This window comes from Negadavirga shengliensis (assembly GCF_042652345.1).
Classification (GTDB): domain Bacteria; phylum Bacteroidota; class Bacteroidia; order Cytophagales; family Cyclobacteriaceae; genus Negadavirga; species Negadavirga shengliensis.
The window spans coordinates 141312-167137 of the sequence record NZ_JBHSJJ010000010.1 but is presented as its reverse complement, the minus strand read 5'-3'; the positions used below and the strand labels follow the sequence as shown (position 1 = coordinate 167137).

The following is a 25826-nucleotide window of genomic DNA, read 5'->3' as shown; positions in this document are numbered from 1 at the left end:
CGGGTATTTACGACAAGCGGACAGTGGGATTTACCTTTCCCAAAAATAAGGGGGTTCAATTCCCAGGGACCTGAGGTAAACATATCCCTGTCCACGGTGATGGATTTCATTGTCGATAAAATAGAAGATCGATGACCAGACTGTCCCTTCATATTCTCCAAAAGTCAGAATGGTGTCATGGAATTTTTCCTCCGGTATCTTTGCCCAATATTCATTGATCACTTCCGTGGTCTTATCCCATAATTCCAGAACCTTCTTTTTGTCGTTGGCATGGTCAATGTTTTCCTCCAGTTTTTCTGTTTCCCCGGTAACGATCTGCTTGATGCCGGGACCGGCGATGGCCAGGAATTCCATCACCATCGCAGCAAAGGGCCGCATGCCCCCGATGGAATGGTTGAAGAGTGCTTCATCAGGAAATGCTTCGATTACCTTCCTCGTCAAGGCCCTGTGGCCTTGCCAATGCTCCAATAATTCAGAAGACGTAATCACCTGCTTGGTTTTCTCCGTGGTTGAGCTCATTTTTCTTTGGTTTTAAGTTGATATTGATGTGGGACCAAAGCTAGGCACGTGGAGTGACAAGGGTATGTCAGGAGGTTTTGTAGGCATTGAAAAAATTTTAGAAAATTCCCTATCAATGACCGGAGATGCCGGTGGCTGCTTTTGGTGGTAAGGCCGGATCAATTTTCGGGTTGTTCAAAGGATTTATTATCCACGCCTGCCCCGGACCCGAACAAAGGGATTCGGGGAATTCCACTGATCCGCCTGCCTGCCCTCCGTACGACTTCGGGAGGCGGGCACGGTTGACACGGAATCCATGAAATGATCCAGATCGTTGAATCGTTTTCTCCAATAATAATTTCAAGCAAATCATGCTATCTTTCGTGCTAATTCCCCGGTCCTAGCGGGGGCCGGCTGAGTAATTCCCGGGATACCTTTGAAGGGATCCGGGGCACTCGGGGAAACTGATGTGATTTAACCTTTAAATGCCGGCATAGATCACCAGCACCAAGCCAATGATAAAGCAGGCGAACATGGCCCAGAGCAATTTGGAAGTCCCCTCAGGTGCATGTCTAAACTCCTTCCAAATGAATACTCCCCAGAGGGCCGCTACCATGGTGGCTCCCTGGCCCAGACCATAAGAAATGGCCGGTCCTGCCTGCTCTGCTGCAATGATGCTGAAGGACATGCCTATGCACCAAATGATTCCCCCGAGTATACCCACCAAATGGATATTGGGTTTTCCCGAGAAATACATGTCATATGTCACCGGATTGCCTTCCACCGGTTTTCTCATCAAAATGGTGTTGAACAGAAAGTTGCTGAGGAGTATCCCCAATGAAAACACAAATACCGCCGAATAAGGGGTGAATTTGCCTGCTTCAGGGCTGTGAAAATCCAAAGACATGGATTGTTGTACAAAGAAATAAAACAGTGACATCAACAAGCCTCCGAAAAGGGCCAGCTTTAGGCCTTTCCCAGGGTTTTTGGCGGCCGAACTGCTCAACCTACGGTAAGCCAGGGCATCCAAAACAATGGCAGCCGTGACCAGGCCCACTCCCACAAACAAAAGTACGGGATCACCTTTTTGCTCGGAGATGTAATTGATGATCACGCCGAGAACCAGGGCCAGGCCTATTCCCACGGGAAAAGCGACCGACATTCCGGCGATGGCAATGGCCGCTACGATGAGTATGTTGGCCAGGTTAAAGATGACCCCGCCCAGGAGAGCCTTCAGGTAACTGGCCATTTGGGCTTGCTGCAGGTCTTCAATAAATGGCCTGCCTGAATCGCCCATATTTCCCAGCGTAAGCCCGAAAATCAGGGAGAGCAACACAATACCTATTACATAGTCCCAGTAGAAGAGCTCAAAGCGCCAGGTTCCTGCCGCGAGTTTTTGGGTATTGGCCCAGGAGCCCCAGCAGAGCATGGTCACCAAACAGAATACAACGGCTAAGGGGTAAGAATCGATGATATACATACAATGATTAGATTGGGTTATTGGAAAAACAAACGGGCCGGGGGAGGCGAAGGATCAGGGCGCCACCAGTACGTAATTCTCCATCCGGTCAAAGAAATCCTTCATGATCGCCTCTTTGTCAAAATTTTCCCAGAGAACCATTTTCCGGCGATTTTCAGGTCTGTCTACCCATTTATTGTCCACGAGGGTAGGGGCGGGGATTTCTTTTCTTTCCGCCCAATTAGGGTTTTTCACAATCGCCACTGCCGCCATATCAAAGAGGGCCCGTGTTCCTGCCGCGTCATGGGTGTCGATGTGTTCATATAGGTTGATGGAATAATCTCCAAAATATTCGAACGTACCGCCATGTCTGCCGGTTACCGGTTGCTTGGCTTTGACTCCTTTTCCGGGCATATTGGCTTGTATTTCAGCCCGGTTGGCGGTTACGGCCGCAGTGCCAGAAGGCTTCCCATACCTTACGGTTACCATCTCAAAAGGCGCCTCCGTGTCCAAAATATAGTTCATGGATGCCCTGTCGTTGTCCTGATTATATTCGCCGGGTTCGGGATAGTTGGATCCCAGCCAAACTATCCTTACTTTGGGGGCAATGGAAGGGTCTTTTTCCAGGGCCAGGGCAATATTGGTAAGCTTGCCCACAGGAAGCAGTACCAACCTGCCGCTCGTGTTAGCATGTGCCTGTTCAATGATAAAATCAACCGCCTCTGACCCATCAAAGTTGCTTTCTTTTACATGAGGGCGGATTTCCTCAAATGAACCGTTGGCTCCTTTGAAGAGGGGGATTTTTTCATCCACGTTGCACAGTTGCATGACCCTTTTGGCTTCCTCATAATGACCGTTGATGTCACCGCCGCTGGAAGTGGCATTTACGGTTACCCCCACCACGTCAAAAATGTCCCCGTTGAAAAACAAATAAGCCATGGCATGCTGATCATCCAGTTCATTATTGGCATCGGTATCAAACAGGACGCTGATCTTGTTTGGTTTTTGCTGGCCTTTACCGGAGACCGTTATTCCTAAAAACAGGAGCGTGGACAGAAAATATACCGTTGAAGTCCTCATCAAATAATTGGGTTTATTCATTGTATTGGGGATTAAACAGGTTTTGATAATTCTTCTAAAGTAGGTATGGATGATTGTGCGCCCATTTTGGTCACGGCCCGGGCAGCGGCCTTGTTGGCAAATGCTACCGCGGATTCAAGGTCTTTTCCATTGGACAAGGCCGCTGCCAATGCACCGTTGAAAGTGTCTCCGGCTGCGGTGGTGTCCAGCGCGCTGACGGCCGGTGCGGAAAGGATGCCTTTAAAATCCACACTGGATACATAAGCGCCCGCAGCACCTAAAGTGATGATCACCGTTTTTACTCCTTTTTTGTGAAAAAAATCTGCCGCCTGACCGGCAGTGATTTCATCGGTTACCTTGATGCCGGTAAGAAAAGCCGTTTCCGTTTCATTGGGTGTAATGGCATATAGGCAGGCATATAGCTCATCCGGGAGCTTTTGGGCGGGAGCGGGATTAAGAATGGTTTTTTTTCTCCATTCATGTGCTTTTTCTGCCAAATAAACAATGGTCTCGATGGGGATTTCTAGCTGCATCAACAAGACTTCTGCATTCTCCAGCAGCTGTATGTGAGTGTCTGCGTCCTTTGGGCTTAGGGTCATATTGGCACCCGGTGCCACGACAATACAGTTTTCTGCGTTTTTGTCCACAATGATCTGAGCCACTCCCGATGGTTGCTGGTCGTCCACAGCTACCCCACTGACATCGATACCTTCTGTCTTCAAATGAGCCATGGTTTCCTCACCGAAGACATCTTTTCCAATTTTGGAAAGAAAGGCCACGTTGCCGCCGAGCCGGGCGGCTGCAACGGCCTGATTGGCCCCCTTTCCACCCGGGTTCATCAAAAACCTGCCTCCTAAAATGGTCTCCCCCGGTGATGGGAAATGATCTGCCATAATCACCATGTCGGTGTTGGAACTGCCCGCTACCAGGATACTGGGAGGTTTTATCATGTATTATTTTGATTGGTCAATTTGAAATATTACCGTATGTTAATTCCTTTCTAAGCAGCTATAAAGAAAAGAATTTTTGCAAAGTATCGGTAGAACAATCAATAATAATTTCGAAATAATATTAAGAACGGTTGATTACGGATCAGACCTTACCCTGCGGAAGACCGGTTTAAGGGAGCCGGCCATGAAACCTAGATGACAAAACCGGTGGGCATTATATAAGATGAGGAGGGGAAAAACGGCTGGGCGCTGGACTTATTGCCACCCGCCGCCCAAGCCTCTGTATAATTCGATGTTGGCGACCAGCAGTTGCATCCTTACATCTACCATGTAAAGTTCGCTTTCCAACGCGTTGCTCTGTGCATTGATCACTTCCAGGGAATTGGCATATCCGCTGCTAAAGAGCAAGTAGGATTCTCTGACCACCCCCCTGGGTGTAGATTAAATCTACATCCTCGGTATCCATTTTAAAAACAACACAGAGGCATTTGCAATGCCGGGTCTTTTTCTAAACTGTTACGTTGGAATTACAAATTCCATGAGATATTGGGGTGTAGTCACAGATCTACACCCAGTCGGGGATGATCTCAAGGTCATGCCCCATGGCCAGATCGAGGTTGGAAATCGTCAGTGCCTCTATGCCTTGGGAGGCATCCACGATCAGCAGTGCCCCCTCGCAAGCGGCAATCGAACGGGAAACCTCGTAGGAGAAATCCACGTGCCCCGGGGTGTCAATGAGGTTAAAGACATAGTCCTCTCCTTTATAGCTATACTTCATCTGTATCGCATGGGACTTGATCGAGATCCCACGTTCACGTTCCAAATCCATGTCGTCCAGCAATTGATTCTGCATCTCCCGGTCAGAAACCGTGTCGGTAAACTGCAGGAGGCGATCCGCCAGGGTACTTTTCCCATGATCAATATGGGCGATGATACAGAAGTTTCGAATTTTTTGCATGTCCATACGCGCCGCAAAAGTAGAAAAATTCAGGGTTCCAAATGCTGATTTTCCTACTTCCGTTACAATGGTCGGTATCAAGCGTGTGGAAAACCAGAAAAGGCCTAAAAAAGTGTGGCATTGTTCCACTCCCGTTTCCCCAAATTCTAATCGAATCTTAATGTGTAACCCCTAGTTTTTGAGTAAAAAATCCTCAACTTTCCACAAAAACACCCGTGTTAAAAGCCGTTAAATTAAAAAAAAAAGGCCTATCAAGCACTTATTTCGCCGTATATCAAATGAGAGAGGCAATTGTGGTACGATTCTTACACTAGGGTTGACTCATGTTATTAGAATCCGGGTATACAACCCCAAATAGCTATGGAAACCCAATATCAGATAGAACTGAATCAACGTCGAATATCAATACTGACGATACTACTTGCCTTCTGCCTTTTCTCGTATGGGTGCAAGGAAGCTGAGGTCGAAGACGAAGGACTGCCCCTGCCTGTGCTGACCCTCAAGCGAGAATCCGCCGCGCTCTCTTTCCAATACCTTGGATCGATAGAAGGAGTGGAAAACGTCCAAATCCGTCCCCAGGTCGAGGGAATCCTGGAACGGATCTACGTGGATGAAGGACAATATGTCAAAAAAGGTCAACCCCTGTTTGAGATCAACAGCCAGCCCTATATGGAGGACTGGAAAAATGCCCAGGCCAACGTGGAACTGGAAAAGGCCAAACTGAGAAAGGCCCAAACGGAAATCGACCGACTTCGTCCCCTGATTGACAACGAAGTCATCTCTGAAGTCCGAATGAGGACCACCGAAGCAGATTACGAAGTCGCCAAGTCCTCCCTGGCCAGGGCAGAGGCCGTGGCCGCCAATATGCGTATCAACCTGGAATTTACCACCATCAAAGCCCCTGTAGATGGGCTAATGGGAAGGATTCCTAAATCCATTGGTAACGTAGTCAAAGGAACTGACCCCGAACCCCTCACCATCCTTTCCAATGTCCATGACATCTACGTCTATTTCTCCATGAGTGAATCTGACTACCTGTACTACGAAAGGATGAAAAGAGACTCTGCTTCCAAGCGACTAAATCCTGACGTCAAACTGGTACTTGCAGACGGGAGCATCTATGAGCGGTCAGGATTTGTAGATGCTACTTCCGGCCAAATCAACCGCTCTACAGGATCCATCAACATGAGAGCTCGTTTTTCCAACCCTGACACACTACTGAGAACCGGTAATACCGGCAAAATCCTCATGGAGCAGATATACCCCAATGCTATCCTCATCCCTCAGAGTGCCACCATATCCGTTCAAGACAAAAGATTTGTTTTCACCTTGGATGCTGACAATACTGCCAAGCGTCACGAAATAGAAGTCGAAGGCCGATCCGGACAAAATTACATTGTCAGGGAAAATGGTTTGAAAGCCGGTGACAGGATCGTGGTCTCCGGAATCAACCAAATAACCAACGGCACCAAAGTAAAACCAATGCAACAAGGCGAATTGTTTTCCCAGGTAAGCGAAAAGGAGTAATAAAAGAAATCCCATTCATTCTTTGCTTTTTTAAGTCGATCTCTTTTTACACTCCATTGCGTAAAAACTAAACCATGATAAAAAAAATCATACAGCGACCGGTACTCACGTTTGTCATATCCATCGTATTAGTACTGGCCGGTGCCTTCAGCATATCCCTACTTCCCGTAGAGCGTTTTCCTGAGATTGCCCCCCCCAGTGTATCGGTAGGGGTAAGCTATCCCGGAGCCAACTCCGAAACCTTGGCCCAGGCGGTATTACTACCCATCGAGGAAGCCATTAATGGCACTGAGAACATGGAATACATCAACTCTACCGCTACCAACGCCGGTGTGGGGAGGGTGACGGTGTACTTTAAGCCGGGTTCCAATCCTGACCAGGGAGCGGTGGAAATCCAAAACCGGATCTCCGGAGTCACCGCTGACCTGCCCCCCGAAGTAATACAAGAAGGGATACAGGTAATGAAGCGGATGAAGGGAACCTTGATGACCGTAAACGTATTCAGCGACGGCACTTACGACGAAACGTTCATAAGCTCTTATACCCGAAGAAACATCAACCGGGAACTTAAACGGATTGAAGGGCTGGCGGAAGCGACTATTTTGCTTAGACGGGACTATGCCATGCGGATCTGGCTCAATCCTGAAAAACTGGCTATGTATAACCTAACCCCCAGGGATGTCTATAACCAGATGAGGGATCAAAGTTTTGAGGCAGGCCCGGGCAAATTTGGGCAAAACTCCGAAGAAGCTTTTGAGATTGTTATTAAGCATGAGGGGCGTTTTTATGAAGAAGAGCAGTACGAAAACATCGTGATAAAAACGGAGCAGGATGGCTTGCAACTTAAGCTGAAGGACATTGCCCGTATAGAATTGGGAGCCAGTAATTATGCGAGCAAAAACCGCTTTGACAATAAACCGGCTATCACCATGGATATCGTACAGCAAAATGGCGCCAATGCCATGGAAATAGACAAAGCAGTACGGGAAGTAATGGAGGCTCAGGCCAAACTGTTCCCCGAGGGAATGGACTATGAAATCCCTTTTAGCGTGCGTGATGCAGTCGATGAATCCATGCACCACGTGCAACAGACGCTTATAGAGGCTTTTATCCTGGTGTTCCTGGTGGTCTTCCTATTTTTACAGGATGTTAAAATTACGTTGATCACCGCGATCACCATCCCTATTTCACTAGTGGGCACCTTCTTTTTCCTCAGTATTATCGGGGTGAGTATGAACGTGCTCAGTATGTTCTCTATGGTGCTTGCGATCGGTATAGTGGTAGATGATGCCATTGTAGTCGTCGAGGCCATCTACGAAAAAATGGAACACTATAAAATGACGGCGGTGCAGGCGGTAAATTCAGCCCTTGACGAAATCACCGGGGCAGTTATCTCCATTACCATCGTGATTGCTGCCGTATTCCTTCCTGTGGGCTTTCTTCAAGGTCCGGTAGGGGTATTTTACCAGGAATTTGCCTACACCATTACCATTTCGGTATTGCTTTCTGCAGTAGTAGCCCTTACCATGGGGCCCACCCTCTTTATCTTGTTCTATAAAAAGAAGGATAAAAAACAAGGGAAAAAACGCTTGTCAGCTTTTTATAAGCGGTCTAAGAACTTCCGTAAGGTCAATATACTGAAAGAAAAAGGGTTTAGGAGGTTTGATGTGCTTTTTGATAAGTTTACGAACAGGTACCTTGGCCTGGTAAAAAAGGCCATTCAGTATAAATGGGTAAGCTTAGCTGGACTAGGTATTATCATACTCTCGTTGGTAGTATTGGCTAGGATTACCCCCAGTGGCTTTATCCCTACTGAGGACGACAATTTTCTTATTGGTTCCATCGCCCTTCCCGAAGGAGCTGCGCTAAACCGTACCAATCAAGTCTTGGACGATATGGCAGCGATCTTAGAGCAAGAAGAGGCGGTAGAATCCGTAAACACGGTCTCCGGATACAACATTGTCGATGGTTCCGAAACCCCTTCTTCCGGGCTGCTTTACATCATGCTAAAAGAAAAAGGCAAAAGGGGAAAGATAAAAAACATAGAGGATGTGGTCAACCACTTCACCGGAAAACTAAGCAGTGTAGTCACAGAATTGAGCAGTCTAAACATCTATCCGCGGCCTACTGTGCAAGGGTTTGGTGATTTTGACGGGGTACAGATCGTGCTGCAAGACCGGGCTGATGAAGGCATGGGAGAGTTTAGCCAATCGGTGAATGAGTTTATCATTGAACTGAGCGGCCAAAAGGAAATAGAAAGCGCCTTTACCTCCTTCAATCCCAATTTCCCCCAATTTAAGCTCAATATCGATTTTGAAAAAGCCAACGCCTTGGGGGTAAGCGTAAAGGAGATGATGTTTACCCTGCAATCTACCTTTGGACGCCAAAGAGTGGGCGATTTCAGCCTTTTCACCCGTCAGTACAAAACCTATCTTCAAGGAGACACCCAGTTTACGGAAAGTCCCGAGACCTTCAATTCCATTTTCGTAAGAGGCAAAGACGGTGAAAATGTCCCCATCAATACCTTTGTAAGTCTGGAACCTGATTTTGGCCCTGAAACTGTAACCCGATACAACCTATACAATGCAGCCAAGGTGAATATCACCCCTGCCAGAGGGTATAGTACCGGAGATGTAATGGCTAAAATCGAAGAACTGGGCGAAACCAAGTTGCCGGCCAGCCTTGGATATGAATGGACCAGTATGAGTTTGGAAGAAAAAAAATCCGGTAACGACGCCATGATCGTATTTATCATTAGTATCGTATTGGTCTATTTTATCTTGTCCGCTCAGTATGAGAGTTTTTGGTTGCCCTTAGCGGTGATGCTTTCCTTGCCTACCGGGATCCTTGGGGTCTTTGTATTCATCAACCTTGCCGGAATAGACAATAACATATACGTACAAGTGGGGATATTAATGCTCCTAGGACTCTTGGCCAAGAATGCCATCCTTATCGTGGAATTTGCAGCTCAAAAACGCCGGGCGGGCCTTGAGGTACTGGATGCGGTAGTGGAAGCCTGCGGCTTGCGTATACGAGCCATTGTCATGACCTCCTTGGCTTTTACCGCAGGACTTACCCCTTTAATGTTTGCCAGTGGCTCCTCGGCGATAGGCAACAAATCGGTGAGTATTGGTACCGCAGGGGGAATGTTGTTTAACGTAGGTCTCGGGATTGTCATCATCCCGGTATTAACCTATATATTACTTCAACTCAACGACAAATACTCTTTAAAAACCGTCGAAGAAAACACGAAGCAATGAACCACTTAAAAAGATTTTTGCCACTTGCTTTGATCGTGCTGACCATTGCCAGCTGCAAGGTAGGTGAGACATACCAAGGTCCCGAGTATCCCCTTCCTGACAAATTCTATGGAAGTGACAAGCTCCAGGACAGCCTCTTCGTAGGTGGGGATCGCATCGCCACGATCAACTGGCGGGAGTTTTTCAATGACACCATCTTGATCGCCCTGATTGACACGGCACTGGAAAACAACTTTGACGTGCAAAAAATAGCAAAGGAAGTAGAGATCGGAATGGAGATGGTCAAGCAATCCAAGGCCAATCTCTACCCCAGGCTGGGAGCTGATCCCTTTCGATATATTCGGGAATACTATGGAGGAAACTTCAACAACCACGGCTCAAACCGATCCCGTCGAAATCACGGGCCGGACAATATACCTACTTCCTTTTATACAGAAAACCTCGTCCACGCCATTTCCCTGCAAACGAGCTGGGAACTGGATATCTGGGGGAAATTCCGCTGGCAAAAAGAGGCACAACTTGCCGAGTTTATGGAAACTCAAGAATTCCAAAAAGCCCTTCAGACTGCTTTGATCTCCGATATAGCCTCTACTTACTTCAGCATGCTGATGCTCAAGTCCCAGATGACAGTAGCCGAGAGAAACTATGAACTAAGTCAAAACACCCTCCGTATCGTCCGCCTCCAATATGAAGCGGGAGAGACAACTGCCCTGGCGATACAGCAGACCGAGTCCCAAATGCTAAGGGCCAAGGCACTTATCCCCCAACTCGAAAAGGCCTATATTTCCCAGGAAAATCGGCTCAACAACCTTCTTGGAAGGGCACCACAAGCCATAGAGTCCATACACTTTCTTGAGCAGATCGACTTCAGTCAGCAATACAGCGCAGGAGTACCCATCGAACTCGTCCAAAACCGCCCTGACGTAGCGGCGGCCGAGTATAACCTCATCGCTAGCAATGCCCGGGTAGGCATCACCCAGGCGATGAAGTACCCTGCCCTGACCATCGGAGCCAGTACCGGCTTCAATTCCATGAGACTGGATAATCTTATCGACCCGGTATCCTCGAGCTTTGCCATTCTCAACGGCGCACTATTCCAACCCATTTTCCAAAATCGAAGGTTGAAAACCAATCACCGCATCGCCATCAAGGAAAAGGAAATAGCGGAGCTGGACTTCAAAGAAACTATCACCACCGCAGTAACGGAAGTATCCAATGCCCTGGTCAATATCGAAAAGCTACAGGAAGAATATGAGATTGTAGAAGAACGACTTGGCATCACTACCCAGGGTTTGGGCAACGCCGGCTTGCTTTTCCAAAGCGGTTTTGCCAACTACCTGGAAGTCATCAACGCCCAAGAGGATTTCCTCCAGACCAACCTGGATCGGGTGCAGTTGCAAATGCTGCTCGCCTTGGCCAAGGTGGAACTGTATCGCAGCCTCGGGGGGGGATGGCAGGATTGATGGTCTGATGATGCGATGATCTAATGATTAGATGCAGGCTGGGATGCAGGGAAGTAAGGATGATTTGATGATACGATGTTGGGATGATATGATTACAGCGTGACGTAGTTGGTCGTCCCTGCATTTATCTAGAGGATTGATTTGGCAGGCAGCAACTCCTTTTTACGGCTTTCATGTAAGCCACATCCCAAAAGCCCAAGGCTTCAAGCCATGGTCATCTGCTTTGCCACGTAAATCGTATATCAAAAATCTTAAAATTTTATGTAAATCGAAATTTTATACGGGTTTTTATTGTAATGCTTTTTTGTTTATTTCATGATATTGATGAAGGAACAAGTAAAAATACGGACTTGACCTTTATCAAGGGCAGTAGTGGTATTTTATTTGGTTTGAGCAAGTGCCGGAAAGAAGACTCCTTTAAAAGTCTTTTTTCTGAAAGATACGTTGGGAAACCAGAATAGGCCAGAGTATCCAGACGAGCAATACAGAACCGGATAAAACCAATCCCTGGGCGCTTCCAAAAAATTGCTGGAAAAAAGCACCGGTATATCCCATAAGCGCTGAGATATCCAGCTGCATCAACATGATGATTCTTCCCAGATCAACAGGGTTGAAAAGCACCAGTCCCAGTGTGGTCTTTTCCAAGGGATAATCTGCAAGGCTATAGATCAGGTACAGCACAAACCCATCGTATACCAGTGAAAAATAAATCCAAAAAGAAAGACTTATACCTATGGCCTTGGCTTTATCACGGGTGAGGACCGAGGCCAAAAAGGCCAACCCGGCAAAGACCGCACTTAAACTTATACCGACAGCCAGCAATATCAGGACACTGCTGTCCGCCCCCCACAGTAACATGGGGACGCCAAAACCAACCAAAAGGGCCGCACTAAGGACGGCTACAACTGCCAGAACCTGGCTTAAAAACACATCCCTTCTTTTAACCGGCTGGGCCAACATGAGTTCAGTAAACTCCAGGTTATTGAAAAAATGGGTGGTAGCAAATACCGCCGCAATCAACGGCACAATCATGAGCATAATGTTCAACAGGCTTAAGGACACTTTTGCCATGTCCTCACTGACTTGATAGATGGATATGGCTACCAAGACCATAAACAGGGTATAAAGTATCGCAAACCGGGATTTAACGATGTCGTACAGAGAATATTTAAGCAGTTTAAACATGGCTTATTTTAATTTGGGGTGGATTTTTTTTTATGCTCCATTCCATCAGCCGGGCGATGGCGGTAGAAAACCTTTTTTCACCTGTAATTTCCTTCAGGCTTTCCACACTATCATTAAAGAAGACTTTTCCCTCAAAGATGTATATGGCATGGTTGGTCAGTTCATCGAGTTCGCTCAGTATATGGGAAGTGATCAAAATGAGTTTCCCTTTTTGTCTTTCTTTTTTGATCTTTCTTTTGAGTACTTCTACTGCCATCGGATCAAGTCCCGCCGTGGGTTCATCCAGGATCAGGATATCAGGGTCGAACATAAAAGCGAGTGCAGCACTTACTTTTTGACGGGTGCCGCCGCTGAGGGTATGCATGGCTTTGTCCATCATGGTGTCCAATCCAAAGGCTTCGACCAATTCCATGTCATACTCGCTTATCTCTGGCCTAATGTCCTGCATCATGGTAAAAAGCTGTCCGATTTTGATGTTTCCGGGGTAACGGCCGATTTGGGGCATATAGCCGATATCGGACCTGTATTTGAAATTTCCCTTAATGGATTCCCCCTGCACCATGATTTCGCCTGTATCAGGAATTACCATTCCCAAAATGGTTTTGATCAAGGTCGTTTTTCCTGAACCATTAGGTCCCATCAGGGCATAGCTGCTCCCGGCTTCAAATTCCAGATTGAAGTCCCTGAGGACCTCCAGTTTTCCGAATTTTTTATAGAGATGCTTTACTGAAATCATAGGGTTGCATTTTAGGGGATTCATCAATCATGTTTTCCGGCGTGATGGAGGGGATCACTTTTTCCATTCGGTCCAGCAGGCCCACCAAGAAGCTTCTCCATAGTATTACTGCGGCGGGAATTTTTTCTACAATGACGCTGTAAAGGTTTATCGGACGGTAGGGAATATCCCCGAACCGGTCCTTGTCCAGATCATAACCCTCGTATTTATCCCAATAGTTTTCTTTTAAGGTATTGAGCACCAAGCTTCCATTTGTGCTGATATCGAAGGTGTTTCCCGTAAAATTATTGGCTGCAAATGAGTTTTGGTCACAGCTGGCCATGAGTTTTAAAGCCCAGCCGTTTTCGCGGAAGGTATTATGGCGGAAATTGTTGCGGCTGCTTCCTTCCATGTAGATGCCCACGGTATTTTTCCGGAAGGTATTCCCGATCACCTCACTGTCTGAAATGTCTTTCAAAAGGATGCCATACGCGCTGGCGCCCCAGTTTTCCTCGAAGATATTTTCGATCATCCTGACATTCTTGGTATACATTACCGCTACTCCGGCGCCGTTTTTACGGAAGGTGTTTTTGAGGTAACTGTTGTCATGGGAGAACATGAAATGCAGCCCATACCGCTTGTTGCCTGCCACCAAGTTGTTTTGGACGGTGGTGTTTGTAACAAACTCCAGGTACACACCGTCTCTATGGCCTTCAATGTGGTTGCCTTCAATCAGGGAATCCTTACATTTCCACAGGTGAATGCCGTTTCCGCTGTGGTATTCTTTCTCGGCAGCAGCATGTAGCCGGTTATTGGTAATGGTAAGCCGTGAAGAATTGGAAAAATGCAGTCCGAAAAAAGTATCCATCAGGATGTTATCATCGACAGAGCAGTATTTCGAATCATAAAATTTTATTGCTGCTGAATCATCTATATTCGATTTGCCGGTATTTGTCATTTTCAAACCATGTATATGGACATGATCTGCCGCCACAGTAAAGAGAGTGCCTTGCCCCCTGCCGTCGATAATGGGATAATTGTGACCCAGAATGGTAAGGGCTTTGGTGATGATAATGTCATGTTCTTGGTATAAGCCGGCGGCAAGAAGCAAGGTGTCTTTTTCCGCAGCATTGTCCACTGCTTCCTGAATGGACTGTCCCTCCCGTATGGGAATGGTTTTTCCCTTGAGAGCGTTAGGTGTAAAAAGCAAGGCCATAACCAAGCAAATTCCTGTAAGCCTCATCGTTGAATGTGTTTTATGGTTTAATTCCGGCCTAATTATTCCCTATTGAACATGGCCAGATTGTTTATTTGAATTGGGTTACCAGTTCTCCCCAAGCCAGATAGATGCCCCCGTTTTTGTTTTTATATGCCTTCAGAGCCTCATAATCGGCAAATGCCGCCACCTCACTTGCCATGGGGGTTTTGAAGTCAGGCGATTTTAAATAAAATGCGGTGGTAGCATCAATAAGGGTTTCTGGCTGATTGTAATCCGTCACCAATACTTCTGCCAGGTCCTCTTCGCTTATCTTTTCCTCTTCTTTCCAGTTCATGAGGCAGTTTACATCATCGAAAATATAAACCTTTCCTTTTTTGGTCAGGGCTTCCGCCCCAAAATAGGGATCCATCAACTTCATTTTACAGTGATGGCAGGCGTCTTCCCCATAGTTGATGGCCCTGGGTTTAACTTCGCAGGCTATTACGCCTATAAGCAAAAGTATAAACCAACATGTTTTCCTTTTCCTGTTAAGTTGCATGGCGGATAAATGGTTTTTCTTCTTGATTTCTAGGTTTTTTATATCCTATCAGCTCCTTGGCCATGGCCAGGCCAGCCAATAGCGCTGAGGATCCCATTAGCCATCCTCCCGTATCCGGACCGGAATAGGCAAGGAAATTAAGTAGTTCTTTGTATCCGATCAGTGGAGGCTGATAGGACATTCCCGGTACTTTGATGGCGGCAGTTGGACTTAGGTTGTGACCATAGTCATAACCCCAGAGGTACATGTCTACCAGCACTCCCAGACCCAGTGAGGCGATCATGCAAAAAAATGCAACCGCTGACCATTTTTTTGCATTGTAAGCGGCAAAAAAACCAAAAGCGATGATGGCCCCTATGATGTATTTGAGATAGGAAAATTCAGGGAACATTTCTTCGCCGATGTGTTTCATGCCGATGTAATGATTAACGCCGTTGATGATATCGATATCCCCGCTCAGATGGTCGATCCAGATTTTCATATTTAAGCCTTCAGGGTATTGTGGCGCCCAAAGACTGATCTGCCAAAGCGGTGTAAAATAGGCGCTGATCATTAAAGTTGCTGCCAGGAAAATTATTATTCTACTGACCAAGCTGATGTTTTTCATTGTTTTATAGGATAATTCACCGCCAGCCACGCTGGCGGTGAAATTTCAAGTGATTATTCTGCCTCGCCTGTGAGGTATTTGATGGGGACGTTGCTGTCAGCAGATGAAACCCTTATATAGCCCTGCATTTCCTGGTGTAGAGCAGAACAGAAATCCGTACAATAGAAGGGGAATACCCCGACCCTGTCGGGCACCCATTTTAAAGTAGCGGTTTCTCCCGGCATGATCAGGATTTCAGCCGTATTGGCTCCCTTAATGGCAAACCCATGGGGGACATCCCAATCCTGCTCCAGGTTGGTGACATGGAAATATACTTCATCTCCTAGCCTTACCCCTTCGATATTGTCCGGTCTGAAGTTGGATCGGATGGAAGTCATGTAAACATGGACATTGTTGCCGTCTCTTTCCACCCTGGCATCATTGATGCCTTTAAGTGCCCGGGGATGGTTATTATGTTCCATCGGATAAAACTTAACCTGCTTGTCTTTGATCAAGGAAGCAGGGAAGGCCTCTGCATAATGGGGTTCACCGATAGTGGGGAAATCCAGCAGCAGCTGCATCTTATCGCCGGAAATATCATAGAGCTGAGCTGAGTGTGCCAATTCCGGCCCAGTGGGCAGGTAGCGGTCTTTGGTGATTTTGTTGTATGCTACCATATATTTGCCATGAGGGTTTCCGGTGGGCCCACCAGGGATCATCAAGTGGCCCACAGAATAGTAAGTGGGAACACGGTCCAGCACTTCCAGGGTTTCGATGTTCCACTTGACTACTTCAGAAGACACGAACATGGAAGTGTAGGCATTGCCTCTGCCGTCGAATTCCGTGTGCAATGGGCCGAGACCTGGCTTTTCCACTTCACCATGAAGGACCGATTCATAATTCAGCACGGGCATGCCGCCGATAGTCCCTTCAAAATCTTCATTTTCAATGGCTTCCAACATCTTGGTAAATGAAAAGACAGGGATTATCGCCGCCAATTTGCCACTCCCAATGATATACTCCCCGGTAGGATCGGTGTCAGTACCGTGAGGGGATTTGGGACAAGGTATAAAATACAGAATGTCCTTTAATTCAGTGGGATCAAGGGAGAGAATATTCTCCTTGATGGTGGAAGTGGCCATATGGGTTTCCTCATCCCATACGTTATGAGCATATGGCGCTTTTATCTTTTTGCCTTTCCCCTCTTTAATGTATTCCTCCGCTCTTTTCCAGTTGACTGCCATGATATAATCCTTGTCCCTTTGCGAGGCGTTTACTTCCAGCAGCGTATGGGCCATTTCGGTGTTGTACGTGGAAAAGAAGAACCAGCCATGTGACTTCTTCTTCCCCGCCCTGGCGAGGTCAAAATTAAACGGAGGAGCTTCGATCTGAAAAGCGATATCCATATGGCCGGAGTTTTTGTCCACACTCAAAAAACTGATGGTCCCTTTGAAATTGTCTTTGTAAGAATCAATGGAAACATCCCTGTCTTCTCCTGTGGGTACACTGAACCTCGTTCCCGCTACCACATATTCCGTATTTTCTGTGATGTAGGGAGAGGAGTGGTTTCCTGCGGAGTTTGGGATTTCGATGATTTCAACTGTTTTGAAAGTGGTCAGATCCACCCTCGCAATTCTGGGGGTGTTGTTGCCATTGGCAAAGGCCCACCGTCCATCATGTTCAGCGTTCGTGGTGGAGACAGAGATATGGTGCAAATCATCCCATGGCACAAAGCCGTTGGCCGTATTGAGCATGGGTTTGCTTTCTTCCGAATACCCCCACCCATTTTCGGGATGTACTGAAAATACAGGAAGGATTTTCAAAGTTCTCCCGGAAGGAAGTCCGACTACGCTCATTTGGCCGTTGAAACCGCCGGATACGAGGTTGTAAAACTCGTCATGCTGCCCAGGAGGAACATAAACTTTATTCGCGGCATCTCCCGCCAGGGTACTTTGCGCACCCTTTGGCTTGCAGCCGATTACCATTGCCGCCATCACGACCGCAAAGGTTGATAACCAGATTTTTGTTTTCATCTTAATTGGGGTTAACGGTATAATTAGTTTAAGGCATCATCTTTGGTACCGGTCCTTTCTTCGTCATTTTTTCGGAAAAATTCCAGGATATTCCGCGCTTCCGCCACGGATATGTTTTGGTTAGGCATACGCGTGAGGCATTCCTCCAATAATTGCTGTGCGACCGGATCCTCATCCAACATGACATCCACATTGGTGATCATGTTCATGATCCACTCCGGACGTCTTCTATTGGTGACGCCTTCAAAACCTGGACCCACTACCCGTTTGTCATTTAACTGATGACAGGCAGTACATTTCATGTCCACGACAGCCTTGCCTTCTGTAGCCATGACTTCATCTACATTTTCCCCCAGCTCTACACTTCTGACCTCACCTATCCCTTTTGGGTCGGCGGAAGATTTGGCTTTTTCGGCACTGGGAGGGGTGTAGCTTCCTTGGTTTTCACGGCTGCTTTCGCCACCACAGCCGGTCATTAACAGGATGGCAACCCCCAAAGACAATAGCATTGAACTTTTCATAGTGTGTTTGTTTGAATTTGTGTTTTAGGTACTCGTATGTTTAGAAGATTTTTGACATGGTGCTTTCTGTGGGCTAACTCCACCAATATCAGCAACAAGGCGATGGGAAACAGGATAGATGAAAGGAAAAGGAAGAGGTGGTAATAGGGGATGAAACCCATCTTCCCCCACAGCAAAGTACCCTGGCCCAAAAGCAATACTTCGGTGAGAATGAATGCCACAGCCAAAATGTTCCAGCCCATTACCGAAAACTTTCCCGTTTCCAGCCACCGCTGCTTCAGCGCATATGCCCCCATGCCAAAGGTGACGGCGCCCATCATCACCAGATGGATAAAACCGATGACATACATCCTGATGGAAAGGGAAACAGTGGCCACTTCCGGTATGACCAGGGCGATTTGGATAATGCCCTTGGCGACCAGGCTGAGTACACCCAACAGCAGGATTTTATCTGTCCACTCGGTTTTTTTACGGGGAAACAGATGAATTTGAACCGGTCTTAAAAACCAGTAATAAGCCACTGCCTGTAATAGAACCCCCATAGAATTGAAGTAAAGCATCTCCTGCTTTCCTGTACTCCAAAAGACCACCAATGCGTAAGTCAGAAACAGGGATACGTGCAATGTCATTTCTTTGCGCGGAGAGAGGGGAATGGCTTTACCTTGTATTTCCAGATAATAAGCAAGAATGCCCAACATGGAATATACAAACCATCCGTTTATCTGAAAGTGGAGAAACCACTGTACACTTAAGTAATATAAAGGGTGTAACTTACCCAACATGGTCCCGATGGGGGCAATCGCCCAAAGACCCATACTGGAGAGGAGCATCCAACAGATGCTGCATCTAACCAGCCTTGTCGCCGTACTGCTTTTGTTTTTGGACAAATCCTTTAGAAAATGATAAGCAAAAACATATCCTGCCACTAAATGAAGTGTGGAAAACATTATGCTGTACAAGCCATACCCTTGAAACGGGAAGCTGGACATCATCCCTATATTGGCCAACGCCAAGAGGAGCAGCAGGATGCGGTAGGTTTTTTTTCTGAAAGGATCTTTCACAAAAGTAAACACCAAGACCCCCGAGACCAATAAAAAACCCCACCCCAGTAAAGCGGAGTGGGAATGGGCATGGAGCACATGTTTGTATTCCAATATACTTGCCCCGCCTACAAAATAGTAGCGCATCAGCAAGCCAAACAAGGAGGCCACAAGGAAAAAGAAAACCGCCCAACGCATCCATGGTCTGGACAATTGGCTGCCTATGGGGGAGCCGGCTTGGAATAGATCGTTCGGCAGACGGGCGGGTTTCATGATATCAGGCGTTCATTTGGTTAAACAGCTTGGTAGCTTTAGGAAAGAGGATGTTGTTTTCCAAATGGATATGGGTATGGAGATCTTCCTCAAATTCCCTGAGCATGGCGAAGGCTACCCGGTAAGTCTGACACCCGTCAGATGGAGGTGTATAGCCGTCGCTGAGTTCGGAGATCCTGCGGAATCTTTCCCCTTCGGCATCGTGTTCGTCCTCCATCATGTGAATGGGATTGTCAATGTGTCCAAAATGAGGTTCTGAAAGGGAGAAATGATTGTTTCTGGCCTCTTCCATGGCTTTAATGTAAGGGAAGAGTACAAACTCCTCTTTTTTCATATGTATGGTCAATGCGTCAGCGGATTCCATAAACAGATCCTTAATCTCGTGTAGTTCAGGATGTCGGCTTCCATGTACCATTGAAAGCTTCTGAAGATAGGCTTTCAAAGCCGGCACGGTATCCTCTACGTATTTATGGTGCGTATTGACGATATGGTCTATAAGTTGACTGAACCCGAAATCGGTATAAGTTACGTCTTCGGGGGTTTGTACCGCCTGTTCCAGATCTTTCAGGATATCCTCCATGGACACGCCGTTTTTTTCACAGGCGGCTTCCAGGCTGATGCCGCCTTTGCAGCAGAAATCAATACCGTATTCTGTAAATACTTTGGCGGTTCTGAAGTTCTCTGCTACGATGCCGCCGACTTTTTTTTGCGTGATGTTCATTTTTACAAGCTTTAAATTTATAAAAGGGTCTTTTTATCTTAAATTAGTACCGAAGAAAGCTGATGCCATTATTCACGCCGTCTGCAACGTCCTTTAAATTGGTGGTGACCAGCATGCCGGTAAGGTGATCCTTAATGGCCTTGAACTTATGATGGACAGGGCATGGATGCTCTTCGGAACATTTTTTTAGTCCCAAAGCACAGCCCGTAAAGATCATGTTGCCGTCTATCGATTCCACGATTTGGGCCAAATAGATTTTCTGGGCGTTGCCGTTGACCATAAAACCTCCGTGAGGGCCTTTTACAGAAAGGAGCAGCTCATCCTTTACAAGGTTTTGTAGAATTTTTGCTGTAAAAGCCTCCGGTGAATTGATGGCTTTCGAAATATCCTTTAGGCCGGCCCTTTGCTGCTCATTGGGCAAGCTGGCTAGATAGATCATGGCGTTGATGGCGTATTTGCAGGCTTTTGAAAACATTTCCTTGAGTTGTATGGGACAAATATATCAAAAAATATTAAAGGATAAAAATATCCGAATATATTTTATTTAAATATTTTTTGACCTTTTGCAGAAAGGAAGTCCCGGCTGCGGGTTTTTATATCCGGTGTCCCCAATATTTTACTTTCAGGCTTGTTTATTGGGGCTTTTATGCCGTATATTAAATTCAACAATTCAATGACCATGTGGCACAGGTTTTTTTACAGTTTTCCCATTCAGCTCTTCATCCTCCACCTTCGAAAAAACCTTCTTTTTGTGGGCTTATGGTTTCTTATGATCTGGATTGCACTGGGAAACTTTGGCAAAGTTCTCGGTATCCCCTATCTGTTTCTGGATCCCGAATACCTTAACGAGGTCTCATGGGTGGGATTTTTTATGATGGGCGTGGGGATAGCCGTTTTTACCATGGCTTTTCATATGACCACTTATATTATTGACGGCAGCCGGTTTAAATTTTTGGCAGTGGTGAACAAGCCTTTCCTTCATTACTGTTTCAACAACCTGGTGTTTCCCCTGGTTTTTTATATTATCTATATTGTCGCTTTTGTCAATTTTCAGTTAAACAATGAATTGGAAAACGAATGGATAGTCCTGCGCTTTTTCATAGGTTTTTCGGCGGGCTCCCTGATCACCTACATGCTCCTTTTCACCTATTTTAAATTTACCAACAAAGATTTTTTTGTACTGTTTGCAGACAGTGTGGACAAGAGGCTGAAAAAGACCCGGATACCCAGGGCCAATGTAATGCAGCGGTACAAGGAGGGACTGAAACTGGAAGGCCAGGTGGAGACCTATTTGGGGACAGATTTCAGCATCAGAATGGCCAGGCCCGATCTGGCAAGATTTGACCGGAAAAAGCTTCTGAGGGTTTTTGATCAGAACCATCTTAACATGTTGATTATACAGCTGGTGTTGGTGGGTTTTGTGCTATTGATGGGGATTTTTATGGACCGGGAGTGGTTACAGCTTCCCGCCGCTTTGAGTGCCACGCTGCTTTTGGCTATCCTGATGATGTTGATCGGAGCGATCAGTTTTTGGTTGAGAAGCTGGACGACTTTTGTTTTGATTGCCCTGGTTGTCGTATTTAACGTGTTTTCAAAAACAGAATTTTTTAACCGTCCTCATACAGTCTATGGACTGGATTATGAAACAGATCCGGCCCCCTATAATTTGGAAAGGCTGAACCAGTTGCTTCATGACGATACGGTCGCCAAAGACAAGCAGCATACCATCAGCATGTTGGAGAATTGGAAAAAAGGTCTGGGTGAGGAAAAACCCAGGATGGTGATCATCACTACCAGTGGGGGAGGGCAACGGGCGGCCTTGTGGACCCTTAACGTCTTGCAGGAAGTCCATAAAGTCACTGATGGTCATCTGTTCCGGCATTGTAAGCTGATCTCGGGTGCATCCGGTGGGATGGTGGGAGCTGCATTTTTTAGAGAGTTGTATCTGCGCTCTCTTTCGGATCCCCTTATGGATCTGACGTCCCAGGAGTATCAGAAGCAACTTGCTTCCGACAATCTCAACCCCATTATTTTTACCTTGTTGGTCAATGACCTGTTTATCCGCAACCAGTACTTCGAATATGACGGGAGAAGATACCTGAGAGACAGAGGCGGTGCTTTTGAAAACCAATTGAACAAAAATACCCTCGGGGTTCTGGATAAGCCTATTTCCGCCTACAGAATACCGGAATTTGAAGGAATCATCCCTCTGATGCCCATCACCCCTCTGGTGATCAATGACGCGCGGAAATTATATATAGCTCCGCATTCTATGAGTTACATGGCCATCTCTCAGCATAGGATCGCGGAAGAAAGGGAAAAGAGTCAAGGGATCGATTTCATCCGGTTTTTCAGGGATCAGGATGCGGAAAATCTCAGGTTTATCAGTGCGCTTAGGATGGGCGCTACGTTTCCTTTTATCACTCCAAATGTCCAGTTGCCTTCCTCTCCTCGGATGGAGACCATGGATACGGGGCTGTCTGATAATTTCGGGATACGGGATGCTTTCAGGTTTATGCACGTGTTCCGGCATTGGATCAGGGAAAATACCTCGGGAGTGTTATTGTTGACCATCCGGGATTCTGAAAAACTCATGGAAATCGAGCATAAAAGTACACCCAGTATTTTGGAGAAGTTGGTCATTCCGCTCAAGAACATTTATACCAATTGGGACAATGTACAAACCTTAAATAATGAAACCCTGTTTAATTTTATGCGGGAAACCATGCCGTTTCCCCTTGAACGAGTGGAATTTGAATACGCTACCAAGGATTTTGTCCGGCAGAGGAGTCTTCTTTTTGAGAGCAGGGGTGAATCCCGGCAGGAGGAACTGGAAATAGAAAGGGCGTCCCTGAACTGGAGGCTGACAGCCAAAGAAAAAAGATCAATACTGGACAATATACAAAGTTTTCAAAACCAGAAGTCTTTGAAAAGGTTGTCGGAGCTATTCGGGGAATCTTCCGGTTTTTAGTTGATCCCCACTTCTTCCTCAAACCGCTCCAATGCTTCAGGTTTCCCTACGACGTAGACCACATCGCCCAATTTAAGTTTGGTGTCACCTGTAATGTCTGTTTTGGTTTTTCCGTCTCTCTTTATCGCCACCACATTGATTCCGGTCCTCTCCCTCAAATTGATGTCCTTGATGGGCCGGCCGATAAAGCTCCCCGAATCCTTTTCTATTTTCAAGCCGGCAAAATTGATTTCAGGAAGATCAAGACGAATGCCGCTCGGTTGATCATTTGAAATGGCTCTGAACATTTCATAGTTGCGCACCCGCACATCATGGGTAAAGTCTTCTATTTCTCCTCTGGGCACCAGGTATTTGTTCAAAACCCGGGTAAATATTTCTATAGAGGTTTCGAATTCCTCGGGTATTACCTCGTCTGCCCCCAATTCGAGCATGGCTTCTATTTCGTTGACGTACCGTGTTCTTACGATAACAAAAGCATTTTGTGAATGATGGCGTATATTTACAATGATGCCTTGGGTAGCGTCATGGTTGGAGATGGCGATCACCACCACCCTTGCCCGGTGCACATGGACATGTTCCAGCACCACGGCGTTTGCGGCATCCCCATAGATAATGGGCTCTCCCTTTGCTGCTTCCTTCCTTACCGTCTCAGGATTCATCTCTATGATCACATAAGGAATTGAAGCTCTTTTGGCAGCGCGGGCCAGGTTCCTTCCATTCAATCCATAACCTACGATGATCAAATGATCTGTGAGCATTTCATCCGTAAGTTCAACTGTAGGAATGTCTTCCCTATCGCCAAACCGGGCCTTGATCGGGGCAGGTACGGGGATATTGAGTACCCGGCAAGCCAGATCTTCCCTTTTTTTCAGGATAAAAGGCGTAAGCGCCATAGTCATCACGGAAATGGCCAGAAAATATTGATAGGTAATGGCATCCAAAAGCTCGTATTTAAGCCCTTCTTTGGCCAACAGGAGGGAGAACTCACCGATCTGGAAGATAGAAAAACCCACAATGAAGGCTTCTTTAAAGGTGCTTCTGATCGATTTCACCGCCAACGCTGTGATGATGAATTTGACAACGATGGTCAGTGTCACCAGCAATAATATGATAAAAATGTGCTCAAACAGGAAGCTGACATCAAAAAGCATTCCCACAGATACAAAAAAGAAACTCAGAAAGATTTCGCGGAAGGGCAGGATTTTTCCGGTAGCATGATGGCTGTATTCCGATTCGCTGATGATCAATCCCGCCAAAAAGGCCCCCAGTCCAAGCGAAAGCCCCAGCAGGGAGGTAGCATAAGCTACTGCAAAACAGGTTACAATGATACTCAACAAAAAGAGTTCCTCGTTTCTCGTCTTGGCAATTCTGTACAGCAACTGAGGAATAAGGTATTTGGCACTTAAAATGGTCAGCAAGACCACCAGCCCGCCTTTGAGGGCCATAAAAGCCAGGGACAGGAGTATGTTTTCCGTTTCCCCTGCCAGCATGGGAGTGAAAAGCACAAAGGGCACGATGATGATGTCCTGAAAAATCAGCACGGCCAATGTGGTTCGGCCAGAGAGGGTGTTGATCTGCCCGGTTTCCTGTAACAGCTTCAGCACAATGGCGGTACTGCTGAGGGCAAACAAAAACCCGAAAAACACGGCGATATTCCAATCAAATCCAAAGGCATAGGTGATCAGGGTGGTAACACCGATGGTAAGGATTACTTGCAGGCTGCCTCCGATAAAAACGGCTTTTTTTATTGCCATCAGGTTTTTTAAAGAAAACTCCATCCCGATCACAAAAAGCAGGAGTATGACACCTATTTCTGACAAGACTTCCACTGCGGTGGAGGCGTCCACCAATGAAAGTCCGTAAGGTCCTGCAATGGCACCTGTAAGCAGATATCCAATGATGGTCGGCAGTTTCAGACGCATAAACAACAGGATGACCAGTGTGGCCAGCCCAAAAATCACGACGATATCCGAGAGCAGGGGCAGTTCTACGGCAGCAAGTATCAGTTGGTCCATACACAAGTGTATTCGAAAGGGGGATGTTTACGGGATTAAAAATACAACAAGTTTTTGGAAAAGAGCATGAAAGCCACATAAGGAATCACATGTGCAGGCAGGAGAGGTTCCTGGCTTCGGATAAATAGGGATTTAATGTTTTCTTGTTTTTCCTTGTATTTCGTTTTTCAACCTCGGCAATTTTGGCTTTTGAGCCGGGTTTTACTCCCAATAAATGCTGAGGCATTCAATAGGCAAATCCAAACCTTTTGTAAATAAAGTGCATCAACCAGGCCGGTCCGATCAATAAGAACTGCACATCTTTAAAAAAAGACGGTTTTTTCCCCTCTATTTTATGCCCGTAGAATTGAAAGACCCACGCGACGGCAAAGATGATCAGGCTCAAGAGCCAGAGCGGGATAGGGGATATAATGGTCAATAAGTTGGCTAACGCCAGACAAAGTGCTGAAAATAAAAACATTCCCAAGGCCAGGGGCGGCGATAGGGCCAAATAATAAAACAGCACAATCACCAAAACGAGTGTAGCCCAATTGGCAAAATTTCCCAGCAGAAATTGTAGATTAGCCATGGGACCTGGTGGAATGCTGTAAATAAGTCCCACTATGCTGAAGAAGATGGCCGGCACACATATCCAATGAATGGTTTTGTTGGTAGGATTTTGGTGACTTAACCCATACTCTGCTAATAATTGATCAATCTTTCTCATGGCTATGGGGTTTAAGAAAGGGTTTCTATAACAGGATCAAATTAATAAAATTAATCCTAAATTAGGAGCAATTTATTCCGATTAAAATAATATTTTTTATTTTTAAGA

General features: G+C 46.4%; 21 protein-coding genes and 1 pseudogene. 4 read left to right on the top strand and 18 right to left on the bottom strand.

Annotated features, from left to right (window positions below; translation table 11 throughout):
- Positions 1 to 30: 30 nt before the first annotated feature.
- The 6 genes and pseudogenes from ACFPFU_RS17110 to ACFPFU_RS17085 all read right to left on the bottom strand — a co-directional run.
- Complete coding sequence (locus tag ACFPFU_RS17110; protein ID WP_377066270.1) at positions 31 to 519, bottom strand: DinB family protein; 489 nt, start codon at positions 517 to 519, stop codon at positions 31 to 33.
- A gap of 460 nt (positions 520 to 979) precedes the next feature.
- Positions 980 to 1978, bottom strand: a complete 999-nt coding sequence (locus ACFPFU_RS17105; RefSeq protein ID WP_377066268.1) for a GRP family sugar transporter — start codon at positions 1976 to 1978, stop codon at positions 980 to 982.
- Between the two features lie 54 nt (positions 1979 to 2032).
- The gene (locus ACFPFU_RS17100; RefSeq protein WP_377066266.1) at positions 2033 to 3037 is read right to left on the bottom strand and encodes a nucleoside hydrolase; all 1005 of its coding nucleotides are present in this window, start codon (positions 3035 to 3037) and stop codon (positions 2033 to 2035) included.
- Between the two features lie 32 nt (positions 3038 to 3069).
- Positions 3070 to 3987 (bottom strand): ribokinase, encoded by a 918-nt coding sequence (gene rbsK / locus ACFPFU_RS17095; RefSeq protein ID WP_377066264.1) that lies wholly within the window; start codon positions 3985 to 3987, stop codon positions 3070 to 3072.
- A gap of 255 nt (positions 3988 to 4242) precedes the next feature.
- Positions 4243 to 4413, bottom strand: coding sequence for a hypothetical protein (locus ACFPFU_RS17090; RefSeq protein WP_377066262.1), 171 nt, complete (start codon positions 4411 to 4413; stop codon positions 4243 to 4245).
- Positions 4414 to 4564: 151 nt separating this feature from the next.
- Positions 4565 to 4945: pseudogene (locus tag ACFPFU_RS17085) on the bottom strand (GTP-binding protein); the annotation flags it as partial.
- 360 nt (positions 4946 to 5305) lie between these two features.
- Between ACFPFU_RS17085 and ACFPFU_RS17080 the strand changes: the two are divergent.
- The 3 genes from ACFPFU_RS17080 (at position 5306) to ACFPFU_RS17070 (ending at position 11195) form a co-directional block, all read left to right on the top strand.
- The gene (locus ACFPFU_RS17080) at positions 5306 to 6472 is read left to right on the top strand and encodes an efflux RND transporter periplasmic adaptor subunit (protein WP_377066260.1); all 1167 of its coding nucleotides are present in this window, start codon (positions 5306 to 5308) and stop codon (positions 6470 to 6472) included.
- A 74-nt stretch (positions 6473 to 6546) separates the two neighbouring features.
- Entirely contained in the window at positions 6547 to 9732 is a 3186-nt protein-coding gene (locus tag ACFPFU_RS17075) for an efflux RND transporter permease subunit (RefSeq protein ID WP_377066258.1), read from the top strand.
- Positions 9729 to 11195: an efflux transporter outer membrane subunit gene (locus ACFPFU_RS17070; RefSeq protein ID WP_377066256.1), complete on the top strand. Its 1467-nt coding sequence runs from the start codon at positions 9729 to 9731 to the stop codon at positions 11193 to 11195. Before ACFPFU_RS17075 ends, ACFPFU_RS17070 begins: the two co-directional genes overlap by 4 nt.
- 417 nt (positions 11196 to 11612) lie before the next feature.
- Here the strand turns inward: ACFPFU_RS17070 and ACFPFU_RS17065 are convergent, their stop codons facing one another.
- From ACFPFU_RS17065 to ACFPFU_RS17020, 10 genes are all read right to left on the bottom strand, one after another.
- Positions 11613 to 12380 carry an ABC transporter permease subunit gene (locus ACFPFU_RS17065; protein ID WP_377066254.1) on the bottom strand — a complete coding sequence of 256 codons (768 nt, stop codon included), beginning with the start codon at positions 12378 to 12380 and terminating at the stop codon, positions 11613 to 11615.
- On the bottom strand, positions 12373 to 13116 hold the full coding sequence (locus tag ACFPFU_RS17060) for an ABC transporter ATP-binding protein (RefSeq protein WP_377066252.1): 744 nt from the start codon (positions 13114 to 13116) through the stop codon (positions 12373 to 12375). Before ACFPFU_RS17060 ends, ACFPFU_RS17065 begins: the two co-directional genes overlap by 8 nt.
- Entirely contained in the window at positions 13091 to 14338 is a 1248-nt protein-coding gene (locus tag ACFPFU_RS17055) for a nitrous oxide reductase family maturation protein NosD (RefSeq protein ID WP_377066250.1), read from the bottom strand. The genes ACFPFU_RS17060 and ACFPFU_RS17055 overlap by 26 nt, the downstream gene beginning before the upstream one ends.
- A gap of 64 nt (positions 14339 to 14402) precedes the next feature.
- On the bottom strand, positions 14403 to 14852 hold the full coding sequence (locus ACFPFU_RS17050; RefSeq protein WP_377066248.1) for a nitrous oxide reductase accessory protein NosL: 450 nt from the start codon (positions 14850 to 14852) through the stop codon (positions 14403 to 14405).
- Positions 14842 to 15459: a hypothetical protein gene (locus ACFPFU_RS17045; protein WP_377066246.1), complete on the bottom strand. Its 618-nt coding sequence runs from the start codon at positions 15457 to 15459 to the stop codon at positions 14842 to 14844. Before ACFPFU_RS17045 ends, ACFPFU_RS17050 begins: the two co-directional genes overlap by 11 nt.
- A gap of 53 nt (positions 15460 to 15512) precedes the next feature.
- Positions 15513 to 17471 carry a Sec-dependent nitrous-oxide reductase gene (nosZ, locus tag ACFPFU_RS17040; RefSeq protein WP_377066244.1) on the bottom strand — a complete coding sequence of 653 codons (1959 nt, stop codon included), beginning with the start codon at positions 17469 to 17471 and terminating at the stop codon, positions 15513 to 15515.
- Positions 17472 to 17494: 23 nt separating this feature from the next.
- On the bottom strand, positions 17495 to 17992 hold the full coding sequence (locus ACFPFU_RS17035; RefSeq protein ID WP_377066242.1) for a c-type cytochrome: 498 nt from the start codon (positions 17990 to 17992) through the stop codon (positions 17495 to 17497).
- On the bottom strand, positions 17989 to 19305 hold the full coding sequence (locus tag ACFPFU_RS17030) for a hypothetical protein (protein WP_377066240.1): 1317 nt from the start codon (positions 19303 to 19305) through the stop codon (positions 17989 to 17991). The genes ACFPFU_RS17035 and ACFPFU_RS17030 overlap by 4 nt, the downstream gene beginning before the upstream one ends.
- Before the next feature lie 4 nt (positions 19306 to 19309).
- Complete coding sequence (ric, locus tag ACFPFU_RS17025; RefSeq protein WP_377066238.1) at positions 19310 to 20026, bottom strand: iron-sulfur cluster repair di-iron protein; 717 nt, start codon at positions 20024 to 20026, stop codon at positions 19310 to 19312.
- 43 nt (positions 20027 to 20069) lie between these two features.
- Positions 20070 to 20501: an RrF2 family transcriptional regulator gene (locus ACFPFU_RS17020; protein ID WP_377066236.1), complete on the bottom strand. Its 432-nt coding sequence runs from the start codon at positions 20499 to 20501 to the stop codon at positions 20070 to 20072.
- A 171-nt stretch (positions 20502 to 20672) separates the two neighbouring features.
- On the opposite strand from ACFPFU_RS17020, the gene ACFPFU_RS17015 reads away from it, so the two are divergent.
- A complete protein-coding gene (locus ACFPFU_RS17015; protein WP_377066234.1) occupies positions 20673 to 22997 on the top strand; it encodes a patatin-like phospholipase family protein in 2325 nt (774 codons plus the stop codon).
- On the opposite strand, the gene ACFPFU_RS17010 is transcribed toward ACFPFU_RS17015, so the two are convergent.
- Positions 22994 to 25012 carry a monovalent cation:proton antiporter family protein gene (locus tag ACFPFU_RS17010; protein ID WP_377066232.1) on the bottom strand — a complete coding sequence of 673 codons (2019 nt, stop codon included), beginning with the start codon at positions 25010 to 25012 and terminating at the stop codon, positions 22994 to 22996. The two genes, ACFPFU_RS17015 and ACFPFU_RS17010, sit on opposite strands and share 4 nt — an antisense overlap.
- Positions 25013 to 25238: 226 nt before the next feature.
- Entirely contained in the window at positions 25239 to 25718 is a 480-nt protein-coding gene (locus ACFPFU_RS17005; RefSeq protein ID WP_377066230.1) for an Mpo1 family 2-hydroxy fatty acid dioxygenase, read from the bottom strand.
- Between the last annotated feature and the right edge of the window lie 108 nt (positions 25719 to 25826).